This is a genomic window from Bacteroides sp. ET336, from assembly GCF_024733815.1.
GTDB classification, from domain to species: domain Bacteria; phylum Bacteroidota; class Bacteroidia; order Bacteroidales; family Bacteroidaceae; genus Phocaeicola; species Phocaeicola cellulolyticus.
In genome coordinates, this window is the sequence record NZ_JANRHK010000024.1 from 15,481 (window position 1) to 40,924 (window position 25,444).

The 25,444-nt window shown below is 42.0% G+C and carries 27 protein-coding genes; 11 read left to right on the forward strand and 16 right to left on the reverse strand.

Features of this window, described 5'->3' with window-relative positions:
• The first annotated feature begins 49 nt into the window (after nt 1-49).
• Together NW213_RS15285 and NW213_RS15290 are read left to right on the forward strand one after the other, a co-directional pair.
• Nucleotides 50-826 (forward strand): dihydroorotate dehydrogenase electron transfer subunit, encoded by a 777-nt coding sequence (locus NW213_RS15285; protein WP_154042730.1) that lies wholly within the window; start codon nt 50-52, stop codon nt 824-826.
• A complete protein-coding gene (locus NW213_RS15290; RefSeq protein ID WP_204393594.1) occupies nt 814-1,725 on the forward strand; it encodes a dihydroorotate dehydrogenase in 912 nt (303 codons plus the stop codon). Before NW213_RS15285 ends, NW213_RS15290 begins: the two co-directional genes overlap by 13 nt.
• 116 nt (nt 1,726-1,841) lie before the next feature.
• On the opposite strand, the gene trmD is transcribed toward NW213_RS15290, so the two are convergent.
• Nucleotides 1,842-2,519, reverse strand: a complete 678-nt coding sequence (gene trmD, locus NW213_RS15295) for a tRNA (guanosine(37)-N1)-methyltransferase TrmD (protein WP_235340343.1) — start codon at nt 2,517-2,519, stop codon at nt 1,842-1,844.
• Between the two features lie 123 nt (nt 2,520-2,642).
• On the opposite strand from trmD, the gene ligA reads away from it, so the two are divergent.
• Both ligA and dapA read left to right on the forward strand, forming a co-directional pair.
• Nucleotides 2,643-4,757, forward strand: coding sequence for an NAD-dependent DNA ligase LigA (ligA, locus tag NW213_RS15300; protein ID WP_258323322.1), 2,115 nt, complete (start codon nt 2,643-2,645; stop codon nt 4,755-4,757).
• Nucleotides 4,758-4,858: 101 nt separating this feature from the next.
• Nucleotides 4,859-5,752 carry a 4-hydroxy-tetrahydrodipicolinate synthase gene (gene dapA, locus NW213_RS15305; protein WP_258323323.1) on the forward strand — a complete coding sequence of 298 codons (894 nt, stop codon included), beginning with the start codon at nt 4,859-4,861 and terminating at the stop codon, nt 5,750-5,752.
• Nucleotides 5,753-6,196: 444 nt separating this feature from the next.
• On the opposite strand, the gene NW213_RS15310 is transcribed toward dapA, so the two are convergent.
• Nucleotides 6,197-6,871, reverse strand: coding sequence for an MgtC/SapB family protein (locus NW213_RS15310; RefSeq protein ID WP_258323324.1), 675 nt, complete (start codon nt 6,869-6,871; stop codon nt 6,197-6,199).
• Between the two features lie 70 nt (nt 6,872-6,941).
• Nucleotides 6,942-8,933, reverse strand: coding sequence for a DUF4954 family protein (locus tag NW213_RS15315; protein ID WP_258323325.1), 1,992 nt, complete (start codon nt 8,931-8,933; stop codon nt 6,942-6,944).
• Between the two features lie 118 nt (nt 8,934-9,051).
• On the opposite strand from NW213_RS15315, the gene NW213_RS15320 reads away from it, so the two are divergent.
• Nucleotides 9,052-10,224 (forward strand): immunoglobulin-like domain-containing protein, encoded by a 1,173-nt coding sequence (locus NW213_RS15320; RefSeq protein ID WP_258323326.1) that lies wholly within the window; start codon nt 9,052-9,054, stop codon nt 10,222-10,224.
• A 17-nt stretch (nt 10,225-10,241) separates the two neighbouring features.
• The gene (locus tag NW213_RS15325) at nt 10,242-10,736 is read left to right on the forward strand and encodes an immunoglobulin-like domain-containing protein (RefSeq protein ID WP_258323327.1); all 495 of its coding nucleotides are present in this window, start codon (nt 10,242-10,244) and stop codon (nt 10,734-10,736) included.
• Between the two features lie 67 nt (nt 10,737-10,803).
• Here the strand turns inward: NW213_RS15325 and NW213_RS15330 are convergent, their stop codons facing one another.
• From NW213_RS15330 to NW213_RS15375, 10 genes are all read right to left on the reverse strand, one after another.
• Complete coding sequence (locus NW213_RS15330; RefSeq protein ID WP_204393606.1) at nt 10,804-11,259, reverse strand: arsenate reductase ArsC; 456 nt, start codon at nt 11,257-11,259, stop codon at nt 10,804-10,806.
• Between the two features lie 8 nt (nt 11,260-11,267).
• Entirely contained in the window at nt 11,268-12,236 is a 969-nt protein-coding gene (locus NW213_RS15335) for a permease (protein WP_258323328.1), read from the reverse strand.
• Nucleotides 12,237-12,335: 99 nt separating this feature from the next.
• Nucleotides 12,336-12,569 carry a thioredoxin family protein gene (locus NW213_RS15340; RefSeq protein ID WP_154042740.1) on the reverse strand — a complete coding sequence of 78 codons (234 nt, stop codon included), beginning with the start codon at nt 12,567-12,569 and terminating at the stop codon, nt 12,336-12,338.
• Between the two features lie 12 nt (nt 12,570-12,581).
• A complete protein-coding gene (locus tag NW213_RS15345; RefSeq protein WP_154042741.1) occupies nt 12,582-13,295 on the reverse strand; it encodes an aromatic aminobenezylarsenical efflux permease ArsG family transporter in 714 nt (237 codons plus the stop codon).
• Nucleotides 13,296-13,304: 9 nt separating this feature from the next.
• Entirely contained in the window at nt 13,305-13,748 is a 444-nt protein-coding gene (locus NW213_RS15350; protein WP_258323329.1) for a nitrophenyl compound nitroreductase subunit ArsF family protein, read from the reverse strand.
• Nucleotides 13,749-13,820: 72 nt separating this feature from the next.
• Nucleotides 13,821-14,147 (reverse strand): helix-turn-helix transcriptional regulator, encoded by a 327-nt coding sequence (locus tag NW213_RS15355; protein WP_154042743.1) that lies wholly within the window; start codon nt 14,145-14,147, stop codon nt 13,821-13,823.
• A gap of 119 nt (nt 14,148-14,266) precedes the next feature.
• Nucleotides 14,267-15,736, reverse strand: coding sequence for a PepSY domain-containing protein (locus tag NW213_RS15360; protein WP_258323330.1), 1,470 nt, complete (start codon nt 15,734-15,736; stop codon nt 14,267-14,269).
• Nucleotides 15,737-15,877: 141 nt separating this feature from the next.
• Nucleotides 15,878-17,434 (reverse strand): sulfatase-like hydrolase/transferase, encoded by a 1,557-nt coding sequence (locus NW213_RS15365; protein WP_258323331.1) that lies wholly within the window; start codon nt 17,432-17,434, stop codon nt 15,878-15,880.
• A gap of 159 nt (nt 17,435-17,593) precedes the next feature.
• Complete coding sequence (locus NW213_RS15370) at nt 17,594-18,373, reverse strand: Cof-type HAD-IIB family hydrolase (protein ID WP_154042746.1); 780 nt, start codon at nt 18,371-18,373, stop codon at nt 17,594-17,596.
• A 14-nt stretch (nt 18,374-18,387) separates the two neighbouring features.
• Nucleotides 18,388-20,322 (reverse strand): heavy metal translocating P-type ATPase, encoded by a 1,935-nt coding sequence (locus NW213_RS15375; protein WP_375338163.1) that lies wholly within the window; start codon nt 20,320-20,322, stop codon nt 18,388-18,390.
• A gap of 174 nt (nt 20,323-20,496) precedes the next feature.
• Between NW213_RS15375 and NW213_RS15380 the strand changes: the two genes are divergently transcribed.
• Together NW213_RS15380 and NW213_RS15385 are read left to right on the forward strand one after the other, a co-directional pair.
• The gene (locus tag NW213_RS15380; protein ID WP_204393621.1) at nt 20,497-20,931 is read left to right on the forward strand and encodes a Fur family transcriptional regulator; all 435 of its coding nucleotides are present in this window, start codon (nt 20,497-20,499) and stop codon (nt 20,929-20,931) included.
• A gap of 34 nt (nt 20,932-20,965) precedes the next feature.
• Complete coding sequence (locus tag NW213_RS15385; RefSeq protein WP_258323332.1) at nt 20,966-21,880, forward strand: AraC family transcriptional regulator; 915 nt, start codon at nt 20,966-20,968, stop codon at nt 21,878-21,880.
• A 6-nt stretch (nt 21,881-21,886) separates the two neighbouring features.
• On the opposite strand, the gene NW213_RS15390 is transcribed toward NW213_RS15385, so the two are convergent.
• Together NW213_RS15390 and NW213_RS15395 are read right to left on the reverse strand one after the other, a co-directional pair.
• Nucleotides 21,887-22,762, reverse strand: a complete 876-nt coding sequence (locus NW213_RS15390; protein ID WP_258323333.1) for a radical SAM mobile pair protein B — start codon at nt 22,760-22,762, stop codon at nt 21,887-21,889.
• On the reverse strand, nt 22,735-23,424 hold the full coding sequence (locus tag NW213_RS15395; protein ID WP_154042753.1) for a radical SAM mobile pair protein A: 690 nt from the start codon (nt 23,422-23,424) through the stop codon (nt 22,735-22,737). Before NW213_RS15395 ends, NW213_RS15390 begins: the two co-directional genes overlap by 28 nt.
• 62 nt (nt 23,425-23,486) lie before the next feature.
• Between NW213_RS15395 and NW213_RS15400 the strand changes: the two genes are divergently transcribed.
• Nucleotides 23,487-23,657 (forward strand): hypothetical protein, encoded by a 171-nt coding sequence (locus NW213_RS15400; RefSeq protein WP_258323334.1) that lies wholly within the window; start codon nt 23,487-23,489, stop codon nt 23,655-23,657.
• On the opposite strand, the gene NW213_RS15405 is transcribed toward NW213_RS15400, so the two are convergent.
• Nucleotides 23,644-24,087 (reverse strand): YhcH/YjgK/YiaL family protein, encoded by a 444-nt coding sequence (locus NW213_RS15405; RefSeq protein WP_154042754.1) that lies wholly within the window; start codon nt 24,085-24,087, stop codon nt 23,644-23,646. The two genes, NW213_RS15400 and NW213_RS15405, sit on opposite strands and share 14 nt — an antisense overlap.
• A gap of 428 nt (nt 24,088-24,515) precedes the next feature.
• Between NW213_RS15405 and NW213_RS15410 the strand changes: the two genes are divergently transcribed.
• Entirely contained in the window at nt 24,516-24,680 is a 165-nt protein-coding gene (locus NW213_RS15410) for a hypothetical protein (protein ID WP_204393751.1), read from the forward strand.
• A gap of 4 nt (nt 24,681-24,684) precedes the next feature.
• On the forward strand, nt 24,685-25,425 hold the full coding sequence (locus NW213_RS15415) for an HNH endonuclease (protein WP_154042755.1): 741 nt from the start codon (nt 24,685-24,687) through the stop codon (nt 25,423-25,425).
• Nucleotides 25,426-25,444: the final 19 nt, after the last annotated feature.

Consider the following 25,444-nt stretch of genomic DNA (forward strand, 5'->3'; position numbering starts at 1 on the left):
ACTCGGTTTGCACTATCTTTGTATCCAAAATGATTTTATCCGGTTTTTTATGAAAAAATACATTTTAGATTTGACTGTAACAGAGAACATACGTCTGCACAACAACTATGTTCTCATAAAGCTGACACAGGACAAACCGCTTCCTGAAATGCTTCCCGGACAATTTGCGGAAATACGTATCGACGGTTCGAACACGACTTTCCTGCGACGTCCGATTTCAATAAACTATGTTGACCGCGCGAATAACGAAGTGTGGTTCCTTGTACAACTGGTAGGCGACGGAACAAGAAAACTTGCCACTGTGGAAAAGGGTGATACGGTGAACGTGGTTCTTCCGCTGGGCAACGGATTTACAATGCCTGAAAGTACAGAAAAGAAGCTTCTGCTTGTGGGCGGAGGTGTTGGTACCGCTCCTATGCTGTACATGGGCGAGGCTCTGAAGAAGATGGGTTGCAAGCCTGTATTCCTGTTGGGAGCACGTTCGGCAAACGACCTTCTGCAACTTGACGAGTTCAAGGCTTTGGGTGAGGTTTATACCACTACCGAAGACGGTTCGGCCGGCGAAAAGGGTTATGTGACTATGCACAGTGTATTGAAGAATGTGAAGTTCGACATGATTTATACATGCGGTCCGAAACCTATGATGATGGCTGTGGCTAAATATGCGAAGGAGAACGACATTGAATGTGAGGTGTCATTGGAGAATACAATGGCGTGCGGCGTAGGTGCATGTCTGTGCTGCGTGGAGAACACTCAGGAAGGTCACGTGTGTGTATGTAAAGAGGGTCCGGTATTTAATTATAAGAAATTATTATGGCAGATTTAAGCGTAAACATAGGAAAGCTGAACATGGCTAACCCGGTGATGACTGCATCGGGAACTTTCGGCTACGGTCTGGAATTCGAAGATTTCGTGGACCTGGAAAAGATTGGCGGTATCATAGTGAAAGGTACTACACTGCATCACCGCGAAGGTAACCCTTATCCGCGTATGGCAGAGACTCCGATGGGTATGCTGAACGCTGTGGGACTGCAGAACAAGGGTGTACATTATTTCGTGGAAAACATCTATCCGAAGATCAAGGATATCAAGACTAACATGATAGTGAACGTGTCGGGTTCGCAGATTGAAGACTATGCGGAAACTGCACGTATCATCAACGAACTGGAGAACATTCCGGCTATCGAACTGAACATCTCTTGCCCTAACGTGAAACAGGGAGGTATGGCTTTCGGTGTGACTGCAAAGGGTGCCGAAGAGGTGGTAAAAGCAGTAAGAGATGTTTACAAGAAAACTCTTATCGTGAAGCTCTCGCCTAACGTGACTGACATCACTGAAATAGCTCGTGCGGCTGAAGGTGCAGGTGCGGACAGCGTGTCGCTTATCAATACTCTGCTGGGTATGGCTATCAATGCCGAAAAGCGCAAACCGGTGCTTTCGACTATCACCGGAGGTATGAGCGGTGCTGCAGTGAAACCTATCGCTCTGAGAATGGTCTGGCAGGTGGCTAAGGCTGTGAAGATTCCTGTAATCGGACTGGGAGGTATCATGAACTGGAGAGACGCTGTAGAGTTCATGCTGGCAGGTGCAACTGCCATCCAGATTGGTACGGCGAACTTTATCGATCCTGCCATTACAGTGAAAGTGGCTGAAGGTATCAACGACTATCTGGAACGCCACGGATATTCATCGGTACGCGATATTATCGGGGCACTGGAAGTGTAATAATATATAAAGAAATAAAGAGAAATCCCGTGAAGCAATCACTGAATGTTTCACGGGATTTCTGTTTTTACACCTTATAATATTATTATATCACTCTAATACTATAATACTTTTTCTCAATCCTGAAGCAGGTCCGGACGAAGACGTTTGGTACGTTCGAGCGACTGCTGGAATTCCCATTCGCGTATCTTTGCCTCATGACCTGAAAGAAGGATATCAGGCACTTTCCAGCCTTTGTATTCGGCAGGACGGGTATATACGGGAGGAGCCAGAAGATTGTCCTGGAAAGAATCGGACAAGGCTGACTGTTCGTCGGAAATCACTCCCGGGATGATACGTACGATGGCGTCGGTGATGACAGCAGCGGCAAGCTCGCCACCGGTGAGGACATAGTCGCCTATGCTTATTTCCTTGGTGATGAAATGTTCACGGATACGGTAGTCGATTCCCTTGAAATGTCCGCAAAGAATCATGAGATTTTCCTTCATGGAAAGAGTGTTGGCCATAGGCTGGTCGAACTTCTCGCCGTCGGGACTTGTAAAGATTATTTCATCGTAATGACGCTGTTCCTTAAGGGCTGTGATGCAACGGTCGATAGGCTCTATCTTCATCACCATACCGGCACAACCGCCGAAAGGATAATCGTCAACACGACGGTATTTGTCGAGAGTATAGTCGCGAAGATTGTGGATGTGAATCTCTGCAATACCTTTTTTCTGCGCACGGCTCATTATCGAGCAGTTGAAAAAGCCCTCAATCATCTCAGGCAATACTGTTATAATGTCTATTCTCATATATAGTTTGGGAGTTTTTTGTTTTTAGTTGTTAGTAGTTGCAAAAATACACATTATCCTCCGTACTTATGGCGGCAGGATGAGTTTTTTTGCTAAATTTGCATTGCTAACATCGTAAATATTATGACAAATCCTGAAATTGAAAGAATATATCAGCTGCGTGAAGAGCTTCACACACATAATTATAATTACTATGTACTGAATTCGCCTGTGATAAGCGACATCGAGTTTGACCATATGATGCGCGAACTGCAGGATCTGGAAGCCAAATATCCGGAAACATATGACGAGAACTCACCTACAATGAGGGTGGGAAGCGATATCAACAAGGATTTCGTGCAGGTGGAACACAGGTATCCTATGCTTTCGCTGGGTAACACATACTCTGAGGAGGAGGTTACGGACTTCTATGAGAGGGTGAGAAAATCGCTTAACGAGGACTTCGAAATTTGCTGCGAAATGAAATTCGACGGCACTTCGATATCACTTACTTACGAGAACGGCAAGCTGGTGCGTGCAGTTACACGTGGAGACGGAGTGAAAGGTGACGATGTGACAAACAACGTAAAGACAATACGCACCATTCCTCTGGTTCTGAAAGGTGACAACTATCCGAAGGAATTCGAAATACGAGGTGAGATACTTATGCCGTGGGAGGTGTTCGAGAAGCTGAACAAGGAACGTGAGGCACGTGAGGAGCCTCTGTTTGCCAACCCGAGAAACGCGGCTTCGGGTACGCTGAAACTGCAAAACTCGTCTGTAGTGGCATCGAGAAAGCTTGACGCATATCTTTATTATCTTCTGGGTGACAACCTGCCATGTGACGGACATTACGAAAATCTGCAGGAAGCACGCAAATGGGGATTCAAGATTTCGGACACTACACGCAAGGTGAAGACTCTACAGGAGGTGTTCGACTTCATAAAATACTGGGATACGGAAAGAAAGAACCTGCCTGTGGCTACCGACGGAATTGTACTGAAAGTGAACTCCATCAGACAGCAGAAGAACCTGGGATATACGGCGAAATCGCCTCGATGGGCCATAGCGTATAAGTTTCAGGCGGAAAAGGCTCTGACGAAGCTGCAGAAGGTGACATACCAGGTGGGACGTACGGGAGCCATAACACCGGTGGCAAACCTTGATCCGGTACAGCTGTCGGGTACGATAGTGAAAAGGGCATCGCTGCACAATGCGGACATTATAGAGAGTCTGGATCTGCACGAGGGTGACATGGTTTATGTGGAAAAGGGAGGCGAAATCATCCCGAAAATAACGGGGGTGGATATTGCTTCGAGGACTCCTGACAGCATGCCTGTGAAATTCATCACACACTGTCCGGAATGTGGAGAACCGCTGACCAGATTTGATGACGAAGCGGCACATTATTGCACGAACGAGGATTCATGTCCTCCGCAAATCAAGGGCAAGATAGAGCATTTCATAAGCCGTAAGGCCATGAACATAGAAGGACTGGGACCTGAAACGGTTGACCTGTTCTATCAGGAAGGAATGATAGGCAATGCAGCCGACCTGTATAATCTGCGCGAGCAGGATATTGCACGTCTGGAACGATTCGGAGAGAAATCGGCACAGAACATCATGGCGGGTCTGGAAGCTTCGAGACAGGTAAGTTTCGAAAGAGTATTGTTTGCTCTGGGTATAAGATTCGTGGGTGAAACAGTGGCGAAAAAGCTTGCACGTTCAATAAAAAATATTGACACTCTGATGTCGGCCAGCAAGGAAGAACTTATGGCCATAGACGAAATAGGAGAGAAAATTGCGGAGAGTATAATACATTTCTTCAGCAGCGAAAAGAACCGTGAACTGGTGGCCAGACTGAAAGCTGCGGGACTGAAAATGGAAATGGAAGCCGAAGAAACAGCAGCTGTATCGAACATCCTTGAGGGGCAGTCGATAGTGATAAGCGGAGTATTTGCCGTTCATTCAAGGGACGAATACAAGGACATCATAGAGAAGCACGGCGGAAAGAATGTGGGAAGTATCTCGAAGAAGACAAGTTTCATTCTGGCAGGTGAGAATATGGGGCCAAGCAAACTGGAAAAGGCACAGAAACTGGGAATAAAGATTATGGACGAAAAAGAATTCCTGGAGCTGATAGAAAATGCAGAAAAGACTACTGTGAAGGAAGACAAGCCTGCAGCAACTGTGGTTCCTGAAACGGTGGAAGAAAAGCCGAAAAAAGCAAAAGGGAACATACAGTTGGAATTGTTTTAGTTCAAAATTTTATCAACTTAACCAAAAAAAGTGATAGAAATATAGTTTTAAATGAAAATATTAGTACTTTTGTAATTCACAAACGAGGAATTCATTAATTTATGATACGAAAAAGATTGAAAGGAATGGGAGTGGCACTAATCACACCATTCAAAGAAGACGGAAGCGTTGATTACGATTCACTGCTCAGACTGGTGGAATATCAGGTACAGAACGGTATAGATTTTCTCTGTGTACTGGGTACAACAGCAGAGACTCCTACATTGACTGCTGAAGAAAAAAGAAAGATAAAATCACTTGTAATAGAGAGAGTTAACGGACGTGTTCCTATACTTCTCGGTGTGGGCAGCAACTGCACCCAGACTGTAATCGACACTATCAAGAATGACGACATGACTGGTGTTGACGCATTGCTGATAGCTGTACCATATTACAACAAACCTTCGCAGGAAGGTATATACCAGCACTATAAGGCCATTGCACAGTCAACTAAGCTTCCTATAGTACTTTACAACGTTCCTGGACGTACGGGAGTAAACATGACAGCAGCCACAACATTAAGGCTTGCACATGATTTCGACAATATAGTAGCAATAAAAGAGGCGTCGGGCGATATCTCGCAGATGGATGAAATAATCAAGAAGAAACCTGAAAACTTTGATGTAATATCCGGAGACGACGGAATAACATTCCCGCTGATAACTCTGGGGGCCGTGGGTGTAATCTCTGTAATAGGTAATGCGTTCCCAAGAGAATTCAGCCGTATGACAAGACTTGCATTGGCCGGTGACTACAACAGCGCACTGACAATACATCATCAGTTTACGGAACTCTTCAAACTTCTGTTTGTGGACGGAAATCCTGCAGGAGTGAAAGCTATGCTCAGCATGATGGGCATGATAGAAAACAAACTGAGACTTCCATTGGTTCCTACAAGAATCACTACTTACGAGGAAATGCGTAAAGTGCTGGAAGGATTGAAAGTGAAATGCTAGAACAACAGATAAATTAAGTTATAACGAAAAATGCTTTATCGTATCTTCATAACCGAACGATAAAGCATTTTTCGTTTTCTATAAATTCAAAATTTGCGGATTGGTTATCATTTTCTCCAGAAAATCGAATTCTCAGCGATTTGAAGGAAAACAAATAAATTAAGATGTTGCTTGCAAAATAAAGGGAAAAGGGAATACCCTTTATAATTTCAGAATTTCTAATTAAACATAATACAGATTATATAAAAATCGGAGAAGGAAAAACAAAACCTTAAAGATAGTGATTTCTGATGATGTTTGCAATAAAAGCGATGAATGAATTTTGGGTGTAGAAACATACGTGAAAAAAGAAAAACCATTCCTTGAGTTTGTGGGCTCAAGGAATGGTTTACATTTCAAACAAACAATAAACAAGAAAAGTCCGGAATTACCGGACTTTTTCATTTATATAATCCTATGAACTGTAATTTCAGGAAAATCATGGAGCAGCATCAGCAATACGCCTTCCTCATTCATGTTTTTGGCTTTTACGACCATAGTAACATAATGTATGGGGGTACCACTACCGTCTGTCCGGTCTTCCATCTCATACGAACTGATAATGAAATTACGGGAGCTGAACAATGCGGAAATCTTTTTCAGAGAATCCTGATTGTGTGTAGAGAATTCCACAATCATGCTCCTCAGGCTTATACCTTTGAAGAAATAATTCAGAACTTCCACACCAATAAGGAAAAGTACAGTGGCGGTTATTCCTATAGTGTACATACCGGCACCGATGGCAAGCCCGATTCCAGATGTAGCCCATATTCCTGCGGCAGTAGTCAGACCACGTACAATCTGCTTCTGTAGCAGTATTATAGTACCTGCACCTATAAAACCTATTCCACTCACTACCTGAGCAGCAAGACGGCTCGGGTCGAGTCTCACAAGATCAGCCTCAAGCACATCAGAAAAACCATATTGAGAGACAATCATCAGCAGCGCACTTCCTAAGGCTACAAGAAAATGAGTTCTATATCCAGCCTCCTTTGAACGGTATTCCCTTTCCAGACCTATTATAACTCCCATAAGGCTGGCTACAACCAGCCTTATAATAAATTCTGTGTACATTTCCATAATCCAAAATGCTTATACACAAATATAAACATTGTTTATGAAAAAAACAAGGAACAGATCAGTCAACTCTTCATTTCACCCTATCCATTCTGGCTATCAGTTCATCTCCAAGCTCGCTCTTTATCTTTATATGCTCCAATACAGCTTTTACGAAAGGATTGCTTTCAAAATCGCCTCTCACCTGTTCGAAATCAAGCCTTTGTTCCTCTCTGGTTCCGTCGGCACCGAAGCCTGTCATGGCTGAAAGAGAGAACTCCTTCTTGGCATCTTCATAGACCATTCTGTCAAGACCTATTACTGCCTCTTTCCACTTTTCTACGATGCTTATAATATCTTCTTTTGTTATTTTATCGGCATCCAGACCAAAGAATTCAAGCATCTTTCCATATGCCCAAGTCCACTCGTATGTATAGTAGTTATTATGCATCTCTGTAAGGCGGGCATCAATCTTTTCTACAGAATCAAGCACTCCGTTTTCGATATCAGCCATCAGACGGTCTATTTCGCTACGAGGGGCGATAAGTCCGGAAACGTCAACCCATTCTCCTGTACCTATGGCAGTGTCCGGCTTGAGTCTTTCGCGGATTTCCTCGTCTGTCTTGAATTCGGTTATCTCAAGACGTTTTATCACAGAGTTTCCGAGGAACTTGGTTATACCTGTCTCATAGAACTTTATACCTTTATTAAGAGATGAATTTTTGATCTTGGCACTCTGATATGAATATGTCTCTGATGTCTCTCCCGATACCCTTGCAAGGTCTTTCAGAATCTCACGTCCCTTGAACATCTTCTGTATGGTATATGGACTAAGAAGGTTATAGTTCACCTTATCCATGCGGCAAGGATCTTTTCGATTATCACGCTTAGGCCATTTCTGGGCATCGCGGATAGTACCCACACTGCGGAGGTTTACACCAGGCATGAGGTATGTGGTATTCTTCTCTTCTATAAGATATGAGAAAGGCAGGTTGGTAGTGTCAGGATGAGCCACGTGACGTCCCATAACGAGAGAGAAGGCTCCGATACGTGCAGGCCATAGGATATATGAGTCGGAAGCAGTCTTGGCGCCTCTCTCCATAATGCCCTGGTGGATAGGTCCCAACTTATACATGTGGTTGCTCTGGTTTGAACCGGAACCGGCATTCATGAACGAGAACATTCCGGCTATAAGAAGTGTTGACTTATGATGGGTAACAGTAAAAGGACCAGCAAAGATGGCACAAGCCTCGCCGTTTTCTTCCTGACAGTTGCAGAAGAACAGAGAATCGGACGCAGAATAGTTATGTCCCATATGGCATGACTGACCTACAAAACATCTTGTCAGCATGGTACCGTCTTCAATATGCGAACCGCTGGAAATGATGAAATCATCACAGATTACTCCGAAACCGATATGGATAGGAGCACTCTCGTTACTGTTAAGGCTACCGTTCTTCAATCTTCCCGCACTCTCTATCTTGCAGAAACTTCCGATACGCACATTCTTGATATATCCGGTATCTACAATCATTGCGTCATTGCCTACATAGCCGTATTCCGAAGCTATCTCGTCAGCATATTTCATGACCAGTGACTTCATCTTTGCAGCCAGGTCAGGACGATGTCTGTACATGGCCGCTATATAAGCCTCGTGAGCTGATAATTTGTCATGGATTATAACCTCACGACCACCGGTTTCACTCAGCACGGATACTTCGGTACCGTTTCCGAAAGTGGAACGTTTGTCCACAATCATGCAATCAACATTCTCGATGAAAACTCTGTCCGAAATGACATAATTCGCGATATAGTTCTTTACATTCTCTATACAACAGCCGTTGCCTATGGTTACATTATGCAGAGTAGCATTTCTTATTCCAGATGACTTCTTTACTCCACCGGCAAGGGTAAACTCGCCGTTCAACTCCCCTATCCTTATCTTGCCGGACATCCTTACATGCCAGACTTTTGAAGCGTCAAAGCCTTCGGCTACAGTTACATCCGACCAGTTCTCAGCACAACACCCTTGTGCAATGAGTGTATCAATCTCAGCCTCCGTGAGATTTCTAAAAGTATGTTCCATAATAATCATTTCACTTGTTTTTTTATCATTCTAACGACAAAGATAGTAACATTTTGATATATATCTTGCTTTTATCATAAATTTCATCTATCTTAGAAGAGATAAAATCCGTTACCAGATGAAAACTACAACCACATTACTCTTTGCTCTCATAATGCTACTGACAGGTTGCAACAATGCAGGGAAAAGACAAACAGAATCCTGCCATGCAGATTCCGTCACACTGCAAGCGGATACCGTTATGCCGCAGAAAGAAACTGCAGCGGACACTGTCCTTGCCGATACCATGAGACATGACAGTGCGGAAGTTTTCATACCCGTCATCGTGCCTTACTGCAACAGCATACCCACAGGAAAGGAAATCAGCCCTGCCCTTTTAAGTTTGCGCACAGAATTCGACTACTACCCTCTCCCGACAAATGAAATAACAGTGTTCATAACCAACAAATCAGGCAGGAAGTACACCTGCGGAGACGAGTACAGCATAGCCTATTATAACGAGAAAGACAAAACATGGGAGCCACTACCTGTAAATCCTATAAGTGAGGATATGCTCTGGATAATATCGCCGCACCATAACGTCAGAATGCAGACCATACACATCTATACCGACATCACTCCCAACCGTCCCGGAAAATATCGCATATACAAGCCGTTCAACGACGATACGGAAGTCGCATTTGCGGAGTTTGAAATGGTTGACAACAAGGGTGTCCGCAAGCTGATGGACAGTATGTGGAAGAAAGTTACGAGCCTTCCACGCACAGATACCATACGTGAAAACATCTCAACCGCATGTCAGCTCCACGACGGCGATACGATATCGGTTGGTCTGGTAAACAACGCCATGCCGTATCAGGAAATGTTCAGAAAAAGAATACTGAACTACTCCGCCCTTGATTTCGGAAAGATAACCCCAACCGAACCTCTCCCTTTCACTACTACATCGGACACTATGGACATCAGCATGAGAACGGAAAAGCCTGTTTACCCTGTTGGCACAGAAGAAATTCCGGTAAAAATATCCAACAACAACGACCGGATGCTGTTTTTCGGCCTTGACTATGGAATTGCCCGAAAGGAAGGGGACGAATGGCTTGTCCTGAATACTTCCACCGTGTGGAATTCCGTTGGTATCCTTATAGAAAAAGGTCGTGAATACAATTTCAAAGCTCATATGTACAACTTGGTTAACGATAACAAGCCAGGGACATATAAGGTCTATAAGAGAATAGGTTTTGACGGCAGCAGGAAGGAATGGTATATGTCGGCAGAATTCAAGTTAGAATAATCAAATAATATTTTTATATGAAAAACTGTAATTTATTTTTTCTGTTCATAATAACTTTGATTACCTTTTTATCCATTGGATGTAAAGATAATAAATACCAGGAAGCAACTGAATATCAGGGCACAACGGGCGACGCTACAGTCCTGACAAGCGACAGCATAGGACAGGAAGTAAGAATGGAAACAATTCAAGGGAATTATTATTCATCGACTAAAGAGGTCTATGCCATAGTCTTTAACCCTCAAAAGCGGCAACTAAGTTTCGGACGCGACTGGGAGCTGGAGTATATGAAAGACAGCGTATGGATTAAAGCCAGAAATAAAAAACCTGTATTGAGATTCGACGATGAGTTTCTGCCAATCAATATCCCTGAATATATGGTATTCAGCTTTCCAATACATATTTATGAGATTACTTCAGGTAGATATAGAATAAAAAAGACTTTCTATGATAATTATGGTAACGGTAATTATAAGGAGATAGAGCTATACTCTGAATTTTATGTGAAATAATACAACAGAAAAAGTGTTACGACACAAAAAGTAATACATCTGCATCGTAACACCATTTTATCTTTTATCAGCACTTACCTCCGCAAGAACATTTTGGAAGTTCCTGTTTCTTTATCTCTGTAATATAGAAACGGGCGAAACCGTTCTTTATCTCATCGCGTACTCTGCGGAATTCTGAGTTGATGAACTCCTCAGTGCCTGTGGCATGCGACGGATCATCGAAACCTATATGAAGGCGTTTTCCTACCTTTCCTGTAAATGCCGGACAACTCTCGTTTGCTCCTCCGCATACGGTTATCACATAGTCCCATTCACTGTCAAGATATGTATTTACATGGGTAGGAACATGATTACTTATGTCTATTCCTACTTCTTTCATCACTTCTACAGCCTTAGGGTTGACCTGAGCGGCAGGTTCTGTTCCTCCTGAATAGACCTCCAAAGAATCATCGAACGACTGGAGGAAACCGTGAGCCATCTGGCTACGGCAGCTGTTTCCTGTACAAAGTATAAGTATTCTCATATTATATTCTATAGTAAATAGTTAAACAGATAGCCTGACAAAATTATAAAAAAGGCTACAGTTCCGAAAAATATACCTATCAATCGCCATGTCATAACTTTCTTTAGAAGTGTAGCTTCAGGTAATGACAGACCTACTACGGCCATCATAAATGCTATGGCTGTTCCCATAGGCACTCCCTTGGCCACAAACACCTCTATCACCGGAACTATATCTGCGGCATTTGCATACATAGGCACTGCCAGAATCACTGAAAGCGGAACTGCATACCAGTTGTCTTTCGACATGTACTGCTCGAAGAAACCTTCGGGTACGAAACCGTGCATGAAGGCCCCTATTCCGATACCTATGATGATATAGATTAGTACACCGCTAACTATTTTCCAGGCATCACGTACGATTGAAGGCAAGCGTTTGAGGAACGTAGTATGTTCTTTCTCCCACTCCTCAGCCTGTGCGGACGAGTTGGCCTGTATCTGCCTTACCCAATCACTGAGGTATGGAGAAAGGTTCATCTTTCCCAATGCGAAACCGCCTATCACACCCAGCAATATACCGCTGATGACATAAATCAAAGTAACTTTCAGACCGAATGAGCCGAGGAACATAGCTACCGCCACCTCATTGACTAACGGTGAAGTTATCAGAAAGGCAAATGTCACTCCCAAAGGTATTCCTCCTTTGACGAAACCGATAAAAAGTGGTATCGACGAGCAGGAACAGAAAGGAGTTATAGCTCCAAATACTGAGGCTAGCAGATACTGAAATCCGTACATCTTGTGTGTGACAAGATAGTTTCTCAAACGTTCAATAGGGAAATAAGCGTTTATTATCCCCATCAGAACACTGATAAAGAACAGTAGTATCAGAATCTTTATCGTATCGTAAAAGAAGAAGTTTACGGCAACCCCAAGAGATGTTCCGGCATCAAGACCGAATATGCCGTAAACCAGCCATTCGGCAAAATCCTGTATCATATTTTTTAAGTTGACGAGTTGACAAGGTATCAGTTGACAAGGCTTCCATCCGAATGGAGAACCTTGTTAACTTGTAACTGAAACCTTGTATACTGATATTTAAATGCCTAAAATTTCTTTTACTTCACTTTCTGTAGGAACCTTACCCTTTATCTTTACTACTTCATCCACTACTATGGCAGGAGTGGTCATGATGTTGTAGTTCATCATTTCCATGATGTCATCCACCTTGGTAAGTTTCACATCCAGATTGTTTTCCTTGATTACTTTCTCTACTACCTGATAGGTTGTCTTACACTTGCTGCAACCCGGTCCTAATACTTTAATTTCCATAATTCTATAAATTTATTGATTAAAAAACATTACAAAACAATAATATATACCTATTACGATGAATAGTATCCCAACTATTAAGTTCAGCCATTTCTGCACTGTCTTTATACGGCCGTAGAAGCTGCTCATCTGCTGTACACTGAAGGCCAGTATCCATGCCACAATGAGTACAGGTATTGCTGTTGCTATAGCAAATACAGCTGGTAACAGATAGCCTGCGGTGGCTGTGGCAGACATAGGGATGAGCATCCCGAAATAGAACACACCGCTCGTAGGGCAAAAAGCCAGTGCAAACAGCACTCCAATGAGCAATGCCCCTGCTCCACCCTTCCTGGCAAGCCCTTCGGCATTACCGTTGAAACCGAACTTAGGCAGATTGAGTTTATCACCAAAAAGCATGAACATTCCTATGATGAGAAGCATCGGTCCGATAAGTAGCTCACCCCATGTACCGATAGTCTTCTGTATGCCGAACATGCTGGAACCTTCTTTGAGAATCATTATCAGTACAACTCCGAGGAGAGTATATGAAAGTACTCGCCCTAAGGTATATAGCAGTCCGTTGATGAATACCCGCCTCCTGTTTTCGATATTTCTGCCTATAAAACCAACAGCCGCTATATTTGTAGCAAGCGGACAAGGAGAAATGGCAGTCAGCAGTCCGAGAAGGAAAGCTGTTAGAACGGGAGTGGAACTATTATCAAGCAAATTCTGTAGCCAATCCATAACGACAGGTTATTTAAGCATTTCCCTTACTTTAGCTACAACTCCGCTCTTGAACTCTTCAGGCGACTGTCTGGCGTTCTTGAATGCGAAATCTGTCATATTCTCCACATTTTCATTACCATTCTTATGTCCTACCACGAAGAGTGATGACCATGTCACCTCATACTTCTCGGCTATAGCCTCATTCTCTTCTTTTGTGATATCTATCACTCTGAATACCACATCGCCTTTCTTAATCTCTTCGGCAAACTCTTTTGATACTGCTTCTGAGGCATTCTTTTCAATTGCCATACAGGTGGCACATCTCTGTTTGCCATGAAAATACAACACTTCTACACAATCGAGGACAGGAACTCCCATTTCCACTCCTTGTACAGACGACTCATTCTTTGTGCCTGTTCCGCACGATACCAACGCCAGACAGGCAACGGCCATTAATACAATTTTCTTCATATATCTTTTAGTTTATTGATATTATTAGTATTTCGTCAAACTACGAACAAAGAAATCAAAAAAAGATGCTGCTCATCCGCAGCAACTCTCTTTCTTACAAACAGACTGACCGAAGAACGCAGAAAACATCTTTCCGGCAAGTTCCCAGTTCTCTCTGTTTATGCAATATTTTACCTTCGGAGTTTCTATCTCTCCCTGTATCAGACCAGCCTCCTTAAGTTCTTTCAGATGCTGTGACACTGTAGCCTTGGCTATAGGCAGTTCTTCGTGGATATCGCCAAAGAAACATGTTTCCTGACGCAAAAGAAACTCCAGTATAGCCATACGTGCAGGATGCCCCATGGCCTTGGCAAAACGTGCCATTCTCTCCTGCTCTTCTGTATAGTTTTTGTTCGCCATTAATAGTATGTTTGAATATTGTTCGCAAAATTACGAATAATATTCAAACATACAAATAAAATTGCAATTTTTCATTACATTACATTACAACACACTATATATGCTCCAGAAACCATTATTTATCCATGCTTTTTTCTCCTTATAACGAAGCCTGTATAAATACACCACAGTGCTGCCAGTCCTGCAAAGAAGATATAGATAAGAGTTCCTTTTCCGAGGATGGTGTATATACGTCCCGTATGTATCTCCTGCGCAAAGTTCCATAGCGACATAGGCAGAAAAGAAAGATTTTCGGACATATGTAAAGCTGTCGTTCCCTTATAATACTCCACGGCAAAAGGTCTCTCTCCAATATTATCGCAATAGCCCGATACAGCATATTTACCGAACGGAGGACCTGCAACATCTTCTGCCTTTTCTCCGGTGAAATAATCAGTAGAAATCTGTCTGCTTCTGTCCCACACATACATTCCGCTAAAAGAACCCGTAAGCCAGTTGCCACAGGAGTCTTTCTGCCACACATTAAGCCCCATAACACTGACAGGAGGTGTCTTCTCCAATTTCACAGGAACAGACCGGAGTGTAGCCAAAGAGAAAATACCTTCAGATGAAGACAGTAGCCAATCACCATATTCGGCATCATAGCGAAGCATACGCAGTCTATCGTTCCAGGCATTATCGCTGTCTGCAACGGTATATGGGATAGCCGGAGTACGGAAAGAAACAAGTGCTATAAGCACAGGCGGACGGAGACACCATCCTGTGAATGCTACAAACATAAGTATTATGAAACTATATCTGCCAAGTTTGTCGTGCCAGTTAAGTGACGACTTCATTAGCTGAATGCTTCCTGTGGCTGTTTTACCGCTCATGCGGATTCTCTTTATATATTTGGGTAAAAGCCAGTATGTAATTCCGGTAAGACACAGCACTATCAGTATAACTGCAACAGCATCCATAATCAGTTTCCCAACTGTACCGAACATTTCTCCGCTATGCATAAGCCATACGGTTCGGAAGAGTGAAACCTTGCCGTCATAACCTTCAGGAGCTTTTAATTCTAATCTGCTGAATTCATTATAAGGACTGACGGAAGTATAGAGATACGAACGTCCCACTACTACCATGGTATCCCCTTTCAATACGAGGTCGGAGATACGTTCATGAGCCGAAAGTACAAGAGGTGTACTCTCCCATCCTTTTCCATCGTTCCTGTACAGGCCAAACTGTCCTGCAGCAAAAAGAGAGCCGCCCGGAGTCTGAGTCATAGCCTTGATGTTACGGAAATCAGCACCTTCCGGTAAACCTGCATTGAAATCAGACACATACAGTCCCGTTGAATCAGTCATCCAGATTCCACTGTTCCCATAGATAAATACTTTATCTTTATCCTTTATAGAACCTCGCAGAAGCCCCATATTCCATTTATTATATCTATAATCTGCCGGAAGAAAACTTCTGTCAATATTTATATCCGCCACCAGTTCACGATGATTTAGCACTATCCCGCTCAGGCAGAACATAAGCATAAAGAATGCGAATATTAGGCCAAACCATTTATGATGTTTTTTCCACGTTATACGTTTCATTATTTGTATCAATATTCAAATCTGGTACAAAAATAAATATTATCAATATTTCACACAACAGGTAGCATATACAGCGAACGCCCGACAAACGTCAATACTACGTTCATCGGGCGTTGCTTATTCAGATTATTAAAAGACTGATTACATCTTAGTCTTTTCAAACTTGTTCTTTTCTGCCATCAGGATTTTTTCAAGTTCCTGTGTCTTTTCAGGATTTTCCTTAGCTACATTTTTCTTTTCAGAAGGATCATCAACTACATTATAGAGTTGTACTTCCTTACTGTTGCCAAGCTCTGTCTTGGTCCAGAATTCCAATGCAGGCTTATCGCTTGTTTCGATATATTTCCATCCGTCTTTAACGATAGAAAGCGTATTGTTCAGGTTCTGCTGGATTACATAGTCACATCCCTTAGTATCTGTTCCGATAAGAGTATTCAGATAGTTACGGCTGTCAGGAGCCTGTCCTTGAGGAATTTCATATCCCAACAAACCTGCGAATGACGCAAAGAAATCGACAGTAGAATAAAGTCCTTCCTGTACGGCTGGTTTAATCTTCTCCGGCCATCTTACAAGCAATGGAGTACGTGTACCGGCCTCGTATGCACTGTATTTGCCACCGCGATAATTCAGCATAGGAGTATGTCCGTTCAGCAGTTCACGAGCCTGATCCTGATAACCGTCGTCTATAACGGCACCATTATCACTCAAGAATACAAAGATAGTATTATCAGCGATATTCAGGCTGTCAAGAGTATTCATAATCTCGCCCACTGTCCAGTCCAACTGAAGGATAACATCTCCACGAGTACCCAAACCACTCTTTCCTGCAAATCTCGGATGTGGAACACGAGGTACGTGTACATCCTGAGTTCCCATATAAAGGAAGAATGTAGTGTCCTTGTTGCTTACTATGAAGTCCTTAGCCTTCTGAGTAATGATATCAGCAATCTTTTCATCATCCCACAGTGCAGACTTACCGCCTGTCATCCATCCTATGCGAGGAATACCGTTGATGATGGTATTATTGTGTCCCTGACTTGGTTTAAGCTTGACAAGTTCAGGATTTTCCTTACCTGTAGGCCAGTCTCCCACCTTATGGTCATAGCTGACAGTTATCGGATCATTAGGATCAAGTCCATCTACACGACCATTTTCTACGAACACGCATGGCACACGGTCAACCGTAGCCGGAATAATGTATTCATAATCGAAACCTATATCCTGAGTATTAGGCTTGATAAGCCCGTTGAAATCAGTACCTCCCTTAGGGCCAAGTCCGAGATGCCATTTACCTACGGCTGCAGTAGCATAACCTTCTGCCTTGAACATGTCGGCCATAGTTGTACATTCTGTATTGATAATCAATTCAGAGTTACCCGGTGCGATACCTGTATTTTCCTGACGCCACGGATACATACCGGTAAGAATACCGAAACGAGTAGGTGTACTTGTAGAAGATGTTGTATAAGCATTTGCAAACTGAAGTCCCTGACTTGCCAGACGGTCGATGTTTGGAGTATGGATTTTTGTTGCACCGTAGCAACTCAAATCGCCTATACCGAGGTCGTCAGCTATAAGGAATACTACGTTAGGATTCTTCTGTTTGTTTTCCGATTGATTTTTAGAACCGCCACCTGAACATGCACTGAGCAATGCCGCAGCTGAAATCAATCCCAAGTGAAAAGTGGTTTTTTCCATAAGGTAAGATTTAGTTTAAAATGATATATGTGGACAAATATACGAAATATTATGAAAAATACATTAATCATACCAAGGAAAATAATATATTTTATTTATATACAGCTATTAAATAAGAATATTTCGATTAAAGCATACTCTATATACTTTCATTGTCTTTTAAAGTACAAACTTCTTCATGGCATTGTAAACCCCATCTTCATCTACAGATGACGTAACATAATCCGCCACTTCTTTGAGAGCCTGATTAGCATTTCCCATAGCAACGCCCAATCCTGCCTTTTCTATTATCGACAAGTCATTACCTCCATCTCCGAAGGCCATTGTTTCATCTATACTGATACCTTCGTGCGATATAATATCCAGAAGACCGTTACCCTTATTGGCATTTGTGGCAGTAATATCAGCGAAGTCCGGATACCAACGTGATGAAACACATCCGGAGAGGTACGGCATAATCTGCTTTTCCTCGGCTACAGAAATGACAGGCGTAAGCTGCAATATTCTTTGTTGCAGAATCTGTTCCACATTATTGTCTTCCCTCATATTGTGTACATTCAGCATCTGGCGGAATATCCGGTCTGTCCTCTCGTCGCTATTGTACATGGTAAGGTCCTTCTCGCCTACCACCATACACGGGAATTTCATATCGTCTGAAAACCTCAACACCGTCAATACATCTTCTTTCGGGATAGGTGTACATGATATTATCTTGCCGTCTGAAAAGCACAATGCTCCATTGGCTGTGATATATCCGTCTATCAGATGCTTTATTTCGTCAAGGTTGTTTATAAGAGATAAAGGACGTCCGGTGGAGATATAAATTCTGACACCTTTTGCCTTTGCCATTGAAATAGCATCTATGGCAGACTGTGGAATACGGTGGGTGTTAAAACTCACCAGTGTTCCGTCAATATCGAAGAATATAGCTTTTATCATATGTTATATCAAAATTAATTACGCAATGCACGCATGGCATTGAATACGGCAAGAACCGTAACACCCACATCAGCGAATACAGCCATCCACATGGTGCTGAGACCTACAGAGGCTAGTACAAGGACTGCTATCTTCACTCCTATCGCAAACCAGACATTCTCGCGGGCTATCCTTATCGTACGCCTTGAGATACTTATCGCCTCGGCTATTTTTGAAGGTTTGTCGTCCATCAGAACAACATCGGACGCCTCTATGGCAGCATCGCTTCCCAGTCCGCCCATAGCTATACCCACATCGGCACGTTTAAGCACAGGAGCGTCGTTTATTCCGTCGCCCACGAAGGCCAGAGTCTTTCCTTTATCTACAGACGAGAGAAGAGCCTCCACATGCTCCACCTTGTCTGCCGGAAGGAGTTCCGCATGGCAGATATCTATTCCAAGCTTGCCAGCCACATCCATAGCCACTTCTTTACGGTCACCGGTAAGCATCACAGTTTTACTTATTCCCAGCCTTTTCAGTGAAGCTATCGCCTCAGGGCTATCTTCCTTTATACGGTCGTTTATTACGATATGGCCGGCATATTCTCCATCTACAGCCACATGTATTATAGTACCTATCCTATGACAATCATGCCATTTCACACCGATGCTGTCCATCATCTTCTGATTGCCCACACACACCGTACGTCCTGCCACATTTGCCTTTATTCCATGTCCGGCTATTTCTTCCACGTCAGTTACCGGGCAACCGTCGTGCGTCTCGTTTGGAAAAGCCGAACGAAGGGCTTCACCTATGGGATGTGTGGAGAAATGTTCCACATGTGCGGCAAGATGCAGCAACTCCTGTTCGTTGAACCTGTCCGAATGAACAGCCTCAACGGCAAATTCTCCTCGTGTGAGTGTTCCGGTCTTGTCGAATACCACAGTACCAATCTTTGAAAGTGTATCCATATAATTGCTTCCTTTTATAAGGATACCACGGCGTGAAGCTCCGCCAAGTCCACCGAAAAATGTAAGAGGGACACTGATTACCAACGCACAAGGACAGGACACAACCAGAAATATCAGGGCACGATGGAGCCATAATGGGAACGATTCCATAAAGGCCGACGGTGAAAACAGCGGCGGAATAACGGCAAGAAACAGTGCGGCTATAACCACTATAGGAGTATATACACGTGCAAAACGTGTTATAAACGATTCGCTGCGCGACTTGCTGGCATCGGCATTTTCCATGAGACTGATGATTTTCGACACAGTGCTTTCTCCGAAACTCTTTGTGGTCTTAACACGGATAACTCCCGTAAGGTTTATGCAACCGGACATAACCTCATCGTTAACCGACAATTCGCGCGGCATACTCTCGCCTGTCAACGCTATGGTGTTAAGTGACGATGTACCCTCCACAACTACTCCGTCCAAAGGAACTTTCTCTCCTGGTCTGATAACAATTGTTTCGCCTACATTGACTTCCTGAGGAGAAACTGTAACGATTTTTCCATTTCTCTCCACATTTGCCACATCCGGACGTATGTCCATAAGATGCGAAATGCTGTCGCGGCTCTTTCCTTCGGCATAACTCTCAAACAACTCGCCAACCTGAAAGAAAAGCATAACGAATACAGCCTCCGGATACTCTGTCTCAGCACCGGGGAGGAAACCTATACATAGGGCTCCTATGGTAGCGACAGCCATAAGAAAATGTTCATTAAACACATCTCCTCCGGCTATACCTTCGCATGCCTCTTTTAATGTCCCGTATCCGACAATAAGATAAGGCACAAGATAAACAAACAGTAACTGCAAGGTTGACAAGTTACCGTATTTCTCAATTATTGCCGCCACTATGAGCAACAACGAGGTGATTACAATAAGGGTAATCCTTCCTCTCAGACCGCTATGCGCATGATTGTGCTTATGGTCGTGTACATGTTCATTATTCTCTGTCATAATTCAAATCTTTCTGTTTCGTGACGCAAATATAAAATGGATTTTATACAACCTGGTTGCATAAACACTTTGCGGGAGTATATGCAACCGGGTTGCATAAAAACGGACAGGCGTACAAATGTACTTATTTTTTTATATCTTTGCCGCGATGCAAACAAACAATCAGAAAAGACGATGGAACCTAATGATTTAGCTGAAAGCCTGGAGCTTAAGGGAGTAAAACCAACAGCAAACAGAATACTTGTTCTGAAAGCCCTGAAAGAGCAGGCCTGCCCCGTGAGCCTTACCGACCTGGAGGACATACTTGCCACTATGGATAAATCGAGCATATTCCGTGTACTGACACTGTTTCTGGAACACGACATAGTACATTCGTTCGAGGACGGACGCGGAATACTAAACTATGAGCTGTGTACAAGCAAAACGGTTTGCAATCTGTCCGACGCTCATATACATTTCTACTGCGAGTCATGCAGAAAATCATTCTGCATGGATGATATTCCTTTACCCGAATTCGAGCTGAAACCTGGATTTACAATGCGCTCCGTATCGTTTGTAATCAAGGGCGAATGTCCTGAATGCGGCAGGAAGCACAAGAACATCATATAAATTTCTTTACTAATAAAAGATTAAACCAAGTATTATGAAGTATAAAGAATCGTATGGCATTTATCCGGCAGAAACGGCTGAGCACATTTCTCTGCTGAAATACTCCAAAAGCTCATGTGGGGTAGATTTCCTTCTTAATACGGCCGAAAGTTCAGAAAAGCCGGGATGGTTCAATCTTGAAAAACGGTATAAAACTGATTTCTTTGAGTTTTATTTCTTTCGTAAAGCAGAAGGCTATATGCTTTTGTCGGGCAGAAAGATAGAGTTGCACCCTAATATGGTACTTGTAGTATCCCCTTTCCAGATTCAGGAATGGCATGTCTGTCTGGAGAAGCTTGACTATACTTTTCTAATCTTTCAGGAGGAGTTCATAAACAACTTCCTGTCCGACAAATATTTCATGTACAGACTTCTGTATTGCTATCAGCATGACTACCCTACTTTTTTCGATATGCCGAAGGAAGATATGGCTACATACCTGACTATCCTGCAACAGATGAAAAGAGAGCTGCATAATCCTGTTGCCGACAGCTACCACATGATTGTGGCATGTCTGTATCAGTTTCTGCTGTTACTGAACAGATTCTATGCCAGGCATTTCAACCTTCCTTTCGCACCTCCACAGAACAATTACGCATACCAATACAAAGAACTGCTGGAAAAACATATTTCAGAGAAGACACATGTATCGGATTATGCGGAGATGATGAACGTCAGCAGGGTGACACTGAATAAGGCCGTAGTGCGTGAGTTCGGTCTGTCGGCTGTACATCTGCTGAAACAGCGGTTGCTGCAGGAAGTGAAGAACGATATTCTTTTCTCAGGCATGTCTGTAAAAGAGATAGCCTACCGCCTGCATTTCTCTGAACCTAACCATCTGATGCGTTTCTTCAAGCAGATGACAGGACAGACCATCAGTGAATTTGTGGCATCAATCAAGTCAATATAATCAGTGTTACTGATTCAACCTTATTTTCTCATGGTAAAAATAATTCACTATGACAGGTTTCCCTTTCTCGGAACGTCCGTATGGGAGGTCGTTAACCATGTATGGGAAACCGTTTTGTTTTGCGAACATTGAAATCTCTTTTTCGAGGGACTCCCAGTAGTCCATCCGTTTCTTATTGTAGATTTCATCATATAAGGCATGGACATCCGGATGATTGTCTTTAATGTAACTCATGATGGTACCCTTGAATTGTCCCCTAAGATTGAGGTTTTCAAGCCATATCAAATCGGCAAAATCCCTGACACGCTCAATAATAGCTTTCACATCGGTAATACCCGGGAATATAGGCGACACGAAACACACGGTACGTATTCCTGCTTCATACACTTTTCTCATAGCCGCAATTCTCCGCTCGATACTTACGGCACGGTCCATATCCTTGCGGAACTGTTCGTCCAAGGTATTTATAGACCATGATACTGTAACCTTCGGGAACTTCTTCAGCAACTCGAGGTCACGCAAAACCAAATCGGACTTGGTACATATCATTATCTCGGCATTTGTACCTTCCAGCTCTTGCAGAAGTCTGCGAGTCATGCAAAACTCCTCTTCGTATGGATTATATCCGTCTGTAACGGAACCGATAACAATCCTCTGGCCATCGTATTTATGCGGATTGGCTATAGGTTTCCAGTGCTTCACATCAAGAAAGGTTCCCCACGGCTCCGTATGGCCGGTAAAACGCTTCATGAACGATGCATAACAATACTTACACGCGTGAGGACATCCCACGTACGGATTGACAGAGAATCCTCCAACCGGCAAAGACGATTTGGTCATCACGCTTTGCACCTCTATTTCACTGATGATTTCTTTTTCCATGCTTTTTTAATAAATTGTTCCGGTAATTCTTGAATCATGTTATCTTCACCCATAATAGGCAAAAGATCTTCTTTCATAAAAACAGGAATATTACATTTTTTTGCTTGTTCAGCTATATGTAATACCCACTCTGGCCTGGCATCAACTTTCCCTTTTCTTTTTCCGGTTTCTGTTCCTATAACGACCCAGTCAAACCCTCTAAAATCAATTTCGCCTATATCCTCAAAAAGAGGTTCAAATGTGGCATGATAATGTTTAGCCTTAACATGTTTCTTTAAATCTGTAAGACGTTTTTTCTCTGACGCCCTGGTTACAGTCACACCCATCCACACATTTTCATCGTCTGTTCTGAAATCAATAAGTTCAGGTCGCTTGGTCAATAATATGTAAGAATGCTGAGGATTAATAGATATACGATTGAATATTTCATTATTCCATTCTGTTTTCCAATCAGAGAAATCGCTCATTCCGGTGAGAAACCATACATGTGATTTCGGATTATCCATAAGATATAACTTCCTGCCCATATATTCCGGTTTTGAGAAATCATCAGTCATATGAAACCTGTTGCAGTTACACCTGGCATAACAGTAGTTACACCCTATAGTACAACCTATAACAATATTCATATTCTGAATCAGAGATTTAATACACACAGTCATATTACTTATATTTTCCTGCAAAATTAATCCATAATAAACACTGAAAATGTACCATAACAGCAATGAAATATACCAATTTGATAAGGACAGGCGGAAATATTGCAGATACGATGAAGAAACAGAGAAATCAATTAAAAACAAAAACGGAAGAACAGGCAGACAGCCTAATGCTTGCCTATTCTTCCGTTATCAAATGGTCCGTAAATGGAAACCGATATCTTATTTCACTCTAACCTTTACAATAACTTTCTTCAGTTCCACTTCAGTCACGCCAGGAGCATGAGCATCTTCAGGGAAGAAGATAGCGAACATACCTGGTTTAACAGTCAGATAGTCAGTAGCATGACAGGGATAGAAAGTTACATCCTTTTCAGTATTGTATTCAGCCTCAGCAAGGTCTGTTCTTGGCATATATCCCATAAGTTCAGTACCTGTGAGAGGAATCTGGATGTCGATGAAATTATTGTGTGTTTCGATTTTTGCATCATCCTTAGTCTTTGGTCTGGCAGCTGCAAAATTAACGAACAGTTCGCCTTCTTTCAGCACTACCTTACCAAGTTCGTGAGCATTAAGGTCTGTTGATTTCAAAAATTCAATAGCCTGAGCAAACAGCGGATTAACAGAGGCATACATTCCAATGTTTTCAAGTTTGTCGATAATCATAATCGTAATGTTTTTAATTCAGATAATGCAAAGGTATGAAAAATAGATAAAAAACGTCTATATTTAATATGGAAATTCCCAACTTCTCTAGAAAAAAGATTAAATCTAAAGGAACTCCACAAATTGTAATTTTTATATTTAAAATAATTAAATACAAACTCTATTTTTCGTAGTTTTATTAAATTTGTAATAATAATTTTTGTTTAGTGTAGTATTATTTCTGTGTAGCCGAAAAACGTAAAGGTTTTAATTCTAATAAAGATACCAATGTATTGGAAATACACCTTCTGAAAGAACAAGAGGGAAACTGTATTTCTGGACAAAAACAAGTTATAGATATAACAAAACCTAAAATTTTTATTACTGAATAGCAGAATATTATTTTTATAGGGAATAACTTAATAAATAGAATTTGCATAAAATAAGATATGGATACAAAATTGATTCGTAAAGCTTTAGCAGATGCCTATGATTTGCTTTACCAAGAAAGAGAAAGTGTTTGCTTAGATTGGTTGAGTGAAGAATACGATCAGGTATTAAATACTCTGATGCGTGCAATGGAAGAAGTAGATAATGAAGAAAATAAACAATAATTAGATGGACAAGAAGGAAAAACATTTTTTGAACATCCAATCGGATTTTTATCATTACATGGTTACGGAAGGAGGTTTAACTCCAAAAACTAGTAGTGATTATATTTCTAGATTAAAGTTTCTTTCAACGACTTACCGTATAGATAATACTCTAAATGAAGAAAGTGTTGAAGATATTTTACGAAAAGAGGAAATACGCTGCACTGAAAGGGAAAAATATTGTACTAGAAAATCTATCTCTGATTTTCGTTCCGGTTTACGTAAATTCTTAGATTTCCTAAAATCAGATTATCGTAAGCGATACGATAACAGTATTTTATCAGAGATTGAGAAAATTAAAGAGAATCAACATCTGTCTGTTACTGAAAAAGAATCTATTATCTTGTCTAGAAGAGGTCAAGGGGTATTTCGTAACAATTTGATTAAGTATTGGGATGGATGTGCTATAAGCAAATGTTCATTAACAGATATGCTAGTAGCTTCTCACATAAAACCTTGGAAAGATTCAACAAATGATGAACGGCTGGATGTATTCAACGGATTATTACTTTTACCAAATTATGATAAGTTATTTGATTTGGGTTACTTAACATTCACCTCTGAGGGGAAAGCAATTTACTCAAAATTGCTTTCCAAAAATGACAAGTATTTATTGGGATTGACTTCAACTTTATCTCTTTGTCGTATTGAAGAGGCACACAAGACTTATTTAAAATATCACAATAAATATTGTTTTATTGGATAAATGTTTTTTAAAAGATATG

What these genes read in the sequence shown, in the direction of transcription:
- NW213_RS15400 (WP_258323334.1), top strand. Translation starts at nt 23,487, where the DNA reads ATGAAATATACCAATTTGATAAGGACAGGCGGAAATATTGCAGATACG.
- NW213_RS15375 (WP_375338163.1), bottom strand. Translation starts at nt 20,322, where the DNA reads ATGACAGAGAATAATGAACATGTACACGACCATAAGCACAATCATGCG.
- NW213_RS15325 (WP_258323327.1), top strand. Translation starts at nt 10,242, where the DNA reads ATGAAAAACTGTAATTTATTTTTTCTGTTCATAATAACTTTGATTACC.
- NW213_RS15350 (WP_258323329.1), bottom strand. Translation starts at nt 13,748, where the DNA reads ATGAAGAAAATTGTATTAATGGCCGTTGCCTGTCTGGCGTTGGTATCG.
- NW213_RS15360 (WP_258323330.1), bottom strand. Translation starts at nt 15,736, where the DNA reads ATGAAACGTATAACGTGGAAAAAACATCATAAATGGTTTGGCCTAATA.
- NW213_RS15365 (WP_258323331.1), bottom strand. Translation starts at nt 17,434, where the DNA reads ATGGAAAAAACCACTTTTCACTTGGGATTGATTTCAGCTGCGGCATTG.
- NW213_RS15385 (WP_258323332.1), top strand. Translation starts at nt 20,966, where the DNA reads ATGAAGTATAAAGAATCGTATGGCATTTATCCGGCAGAAACGGCTGAG.
- NW213_RS15390 (WP_258323333.1), bottom strand. Translation starts at nt 22,762, where the DNA reads ATGGAAAAAGAAATCATCAGTGAAATAGAGGTGCAAAGCGTGATGACC.
- NW213_RS15380 (WP_204393621.1), top strand. Translation starts at nt 20,497, where the DNA reads ATGGAACCTAATGATTTAGCTGAAAGCCTGGAGCTTAAGGGAGTAAAA.
- NW213_RS15315 (WP_258323325.1), bottom strand. Translation starts at nt 8,933, where the DNA reads ATGGAACATACTTTTAGAAATCTCACGGAGGCTGAGATTGATACACTC.
- NW213_RS15415 (WP_154042755.1), top strand. Translation starts at nt 24,685, where the DNA reads ATGGACAAGAAGGAAAAACATTTTTTGAACATCCAATCGGATTTTTAT.
- NW213_RS15410 (WP_204393751.1), top strand. Translation starts at nt 24,516, where the DNA reads ATGGATACAAAATTGATTCGTAAAGCTTTAGCAGATGCCTATGATTTG.
- NW213_RS15335 (WP_258323328.1), bottom strand. Translation starts at nt 12,236, where the DNA reads ATGATACAGGATTTTGCCGAATGGCTGGTTTACGGCATATTCGGTCTT.
- NW213_RS15310 (WP_258323324.1), bottom strand. Translation starts at nt 6,871, where the DNA reads ATGGAAATGTACACAGAATTTATTATAAGGCTGGTTGTAGCCAGCCTT.
- dapA (WP_258323323.1), top strand. Translation starts at nt 4,859, where the DNA reads ATGATACGAAAAAGATTGAAAGGAATGGGAGTGGCACTAATCACACCA.
- NW213_RS15340 (WP_154042740.1), bottom strand. Translation starts at nt 12,569, where the DNA reads ATGGAAATTAAAGTATTAGGACCGGGTTGCAGCAAGTGTAAGACAACC.
- NW213_RS15355 (WP_154042743.1), bottom strand. Translation starts at nt 14,147, where the DNA reads ATGGCGAACAAAAACTATACAGAAGAGCAGGAGAGAATGGCACGTTTT.
- NW213_RS15395 (WP_154042753.1), bottom strand. Translation starts at nt 23,424, where the DNA reads ATGACTGTGTGTATTAAATCTCTGATTCAGAATATGAATATTGTTATA.
- NW213_RS15370 (WP_154042746.1), bottom strand. Translation starts at nt 18,373, where the DNA reads ATGATAAAAGCTATATTCTTCGATATTGACGGAACACTGGTGAGTTTT.
- NW213_RS15330 (WP_204393606.1), bottom strand. Translation starts at nt 11,259, where the DNA reads ATGAGAATACTTATACTTTGTACAGGAAACAGCTGCCGTAGCCAGATG.
- NW213_RS15285 (WP_154042730.1), top strand. Translation starts at nt 50, where the DNA reads ATGAAAAAATACATTTTAGATTTGACTGTAACAGAGAACATACGTCTG.
- NW213_RS15345 (WP_154042741.1), bottom strand. Translation starts at nt 13,295, where the DNA reads ATGGATTGGCTACAGAATTTGCTTGATAATAGTTCCACTCCCGTTCTA.
- trmD (WP_235340343.1), bottom strand. Translation starts at nt 2,519, where the DNA reads ATGAGAATAGACATTATAACAGTATTGCCTGAGATGATTGAGGGCTTT.
- ligA (WP_258323322.1), top strand. Translation starts at nt 2,643, where the DNA reads ATGACAAATCCTGAAATTGAAAGAATATATCAGCTGCGTGAAGAGCTT.
- NW213_RS15405 (WP_154042754.1), bottom strand. Translation starts at nt 24,087, where the DNA reads ATGATTATCGACAAACTTGAAAACATTGGAATGTATGCCTCTGTTAAT.
- NW213_RS15320 (WP_258323326.1), top strand. Translation starts at nt 9,052, where the DNA reads ATGAAAACTACAACCACATTACTCTTTGCTCTCATAATGCTACTGACA.
- NW213_RS15290 (WP_204393594.1), top strand. Translation starts at nt 814, where the DNA reads ATGGCAGATTTAAGCGTAAACATAGGAAAGCTGAACATGGCTAACCCG.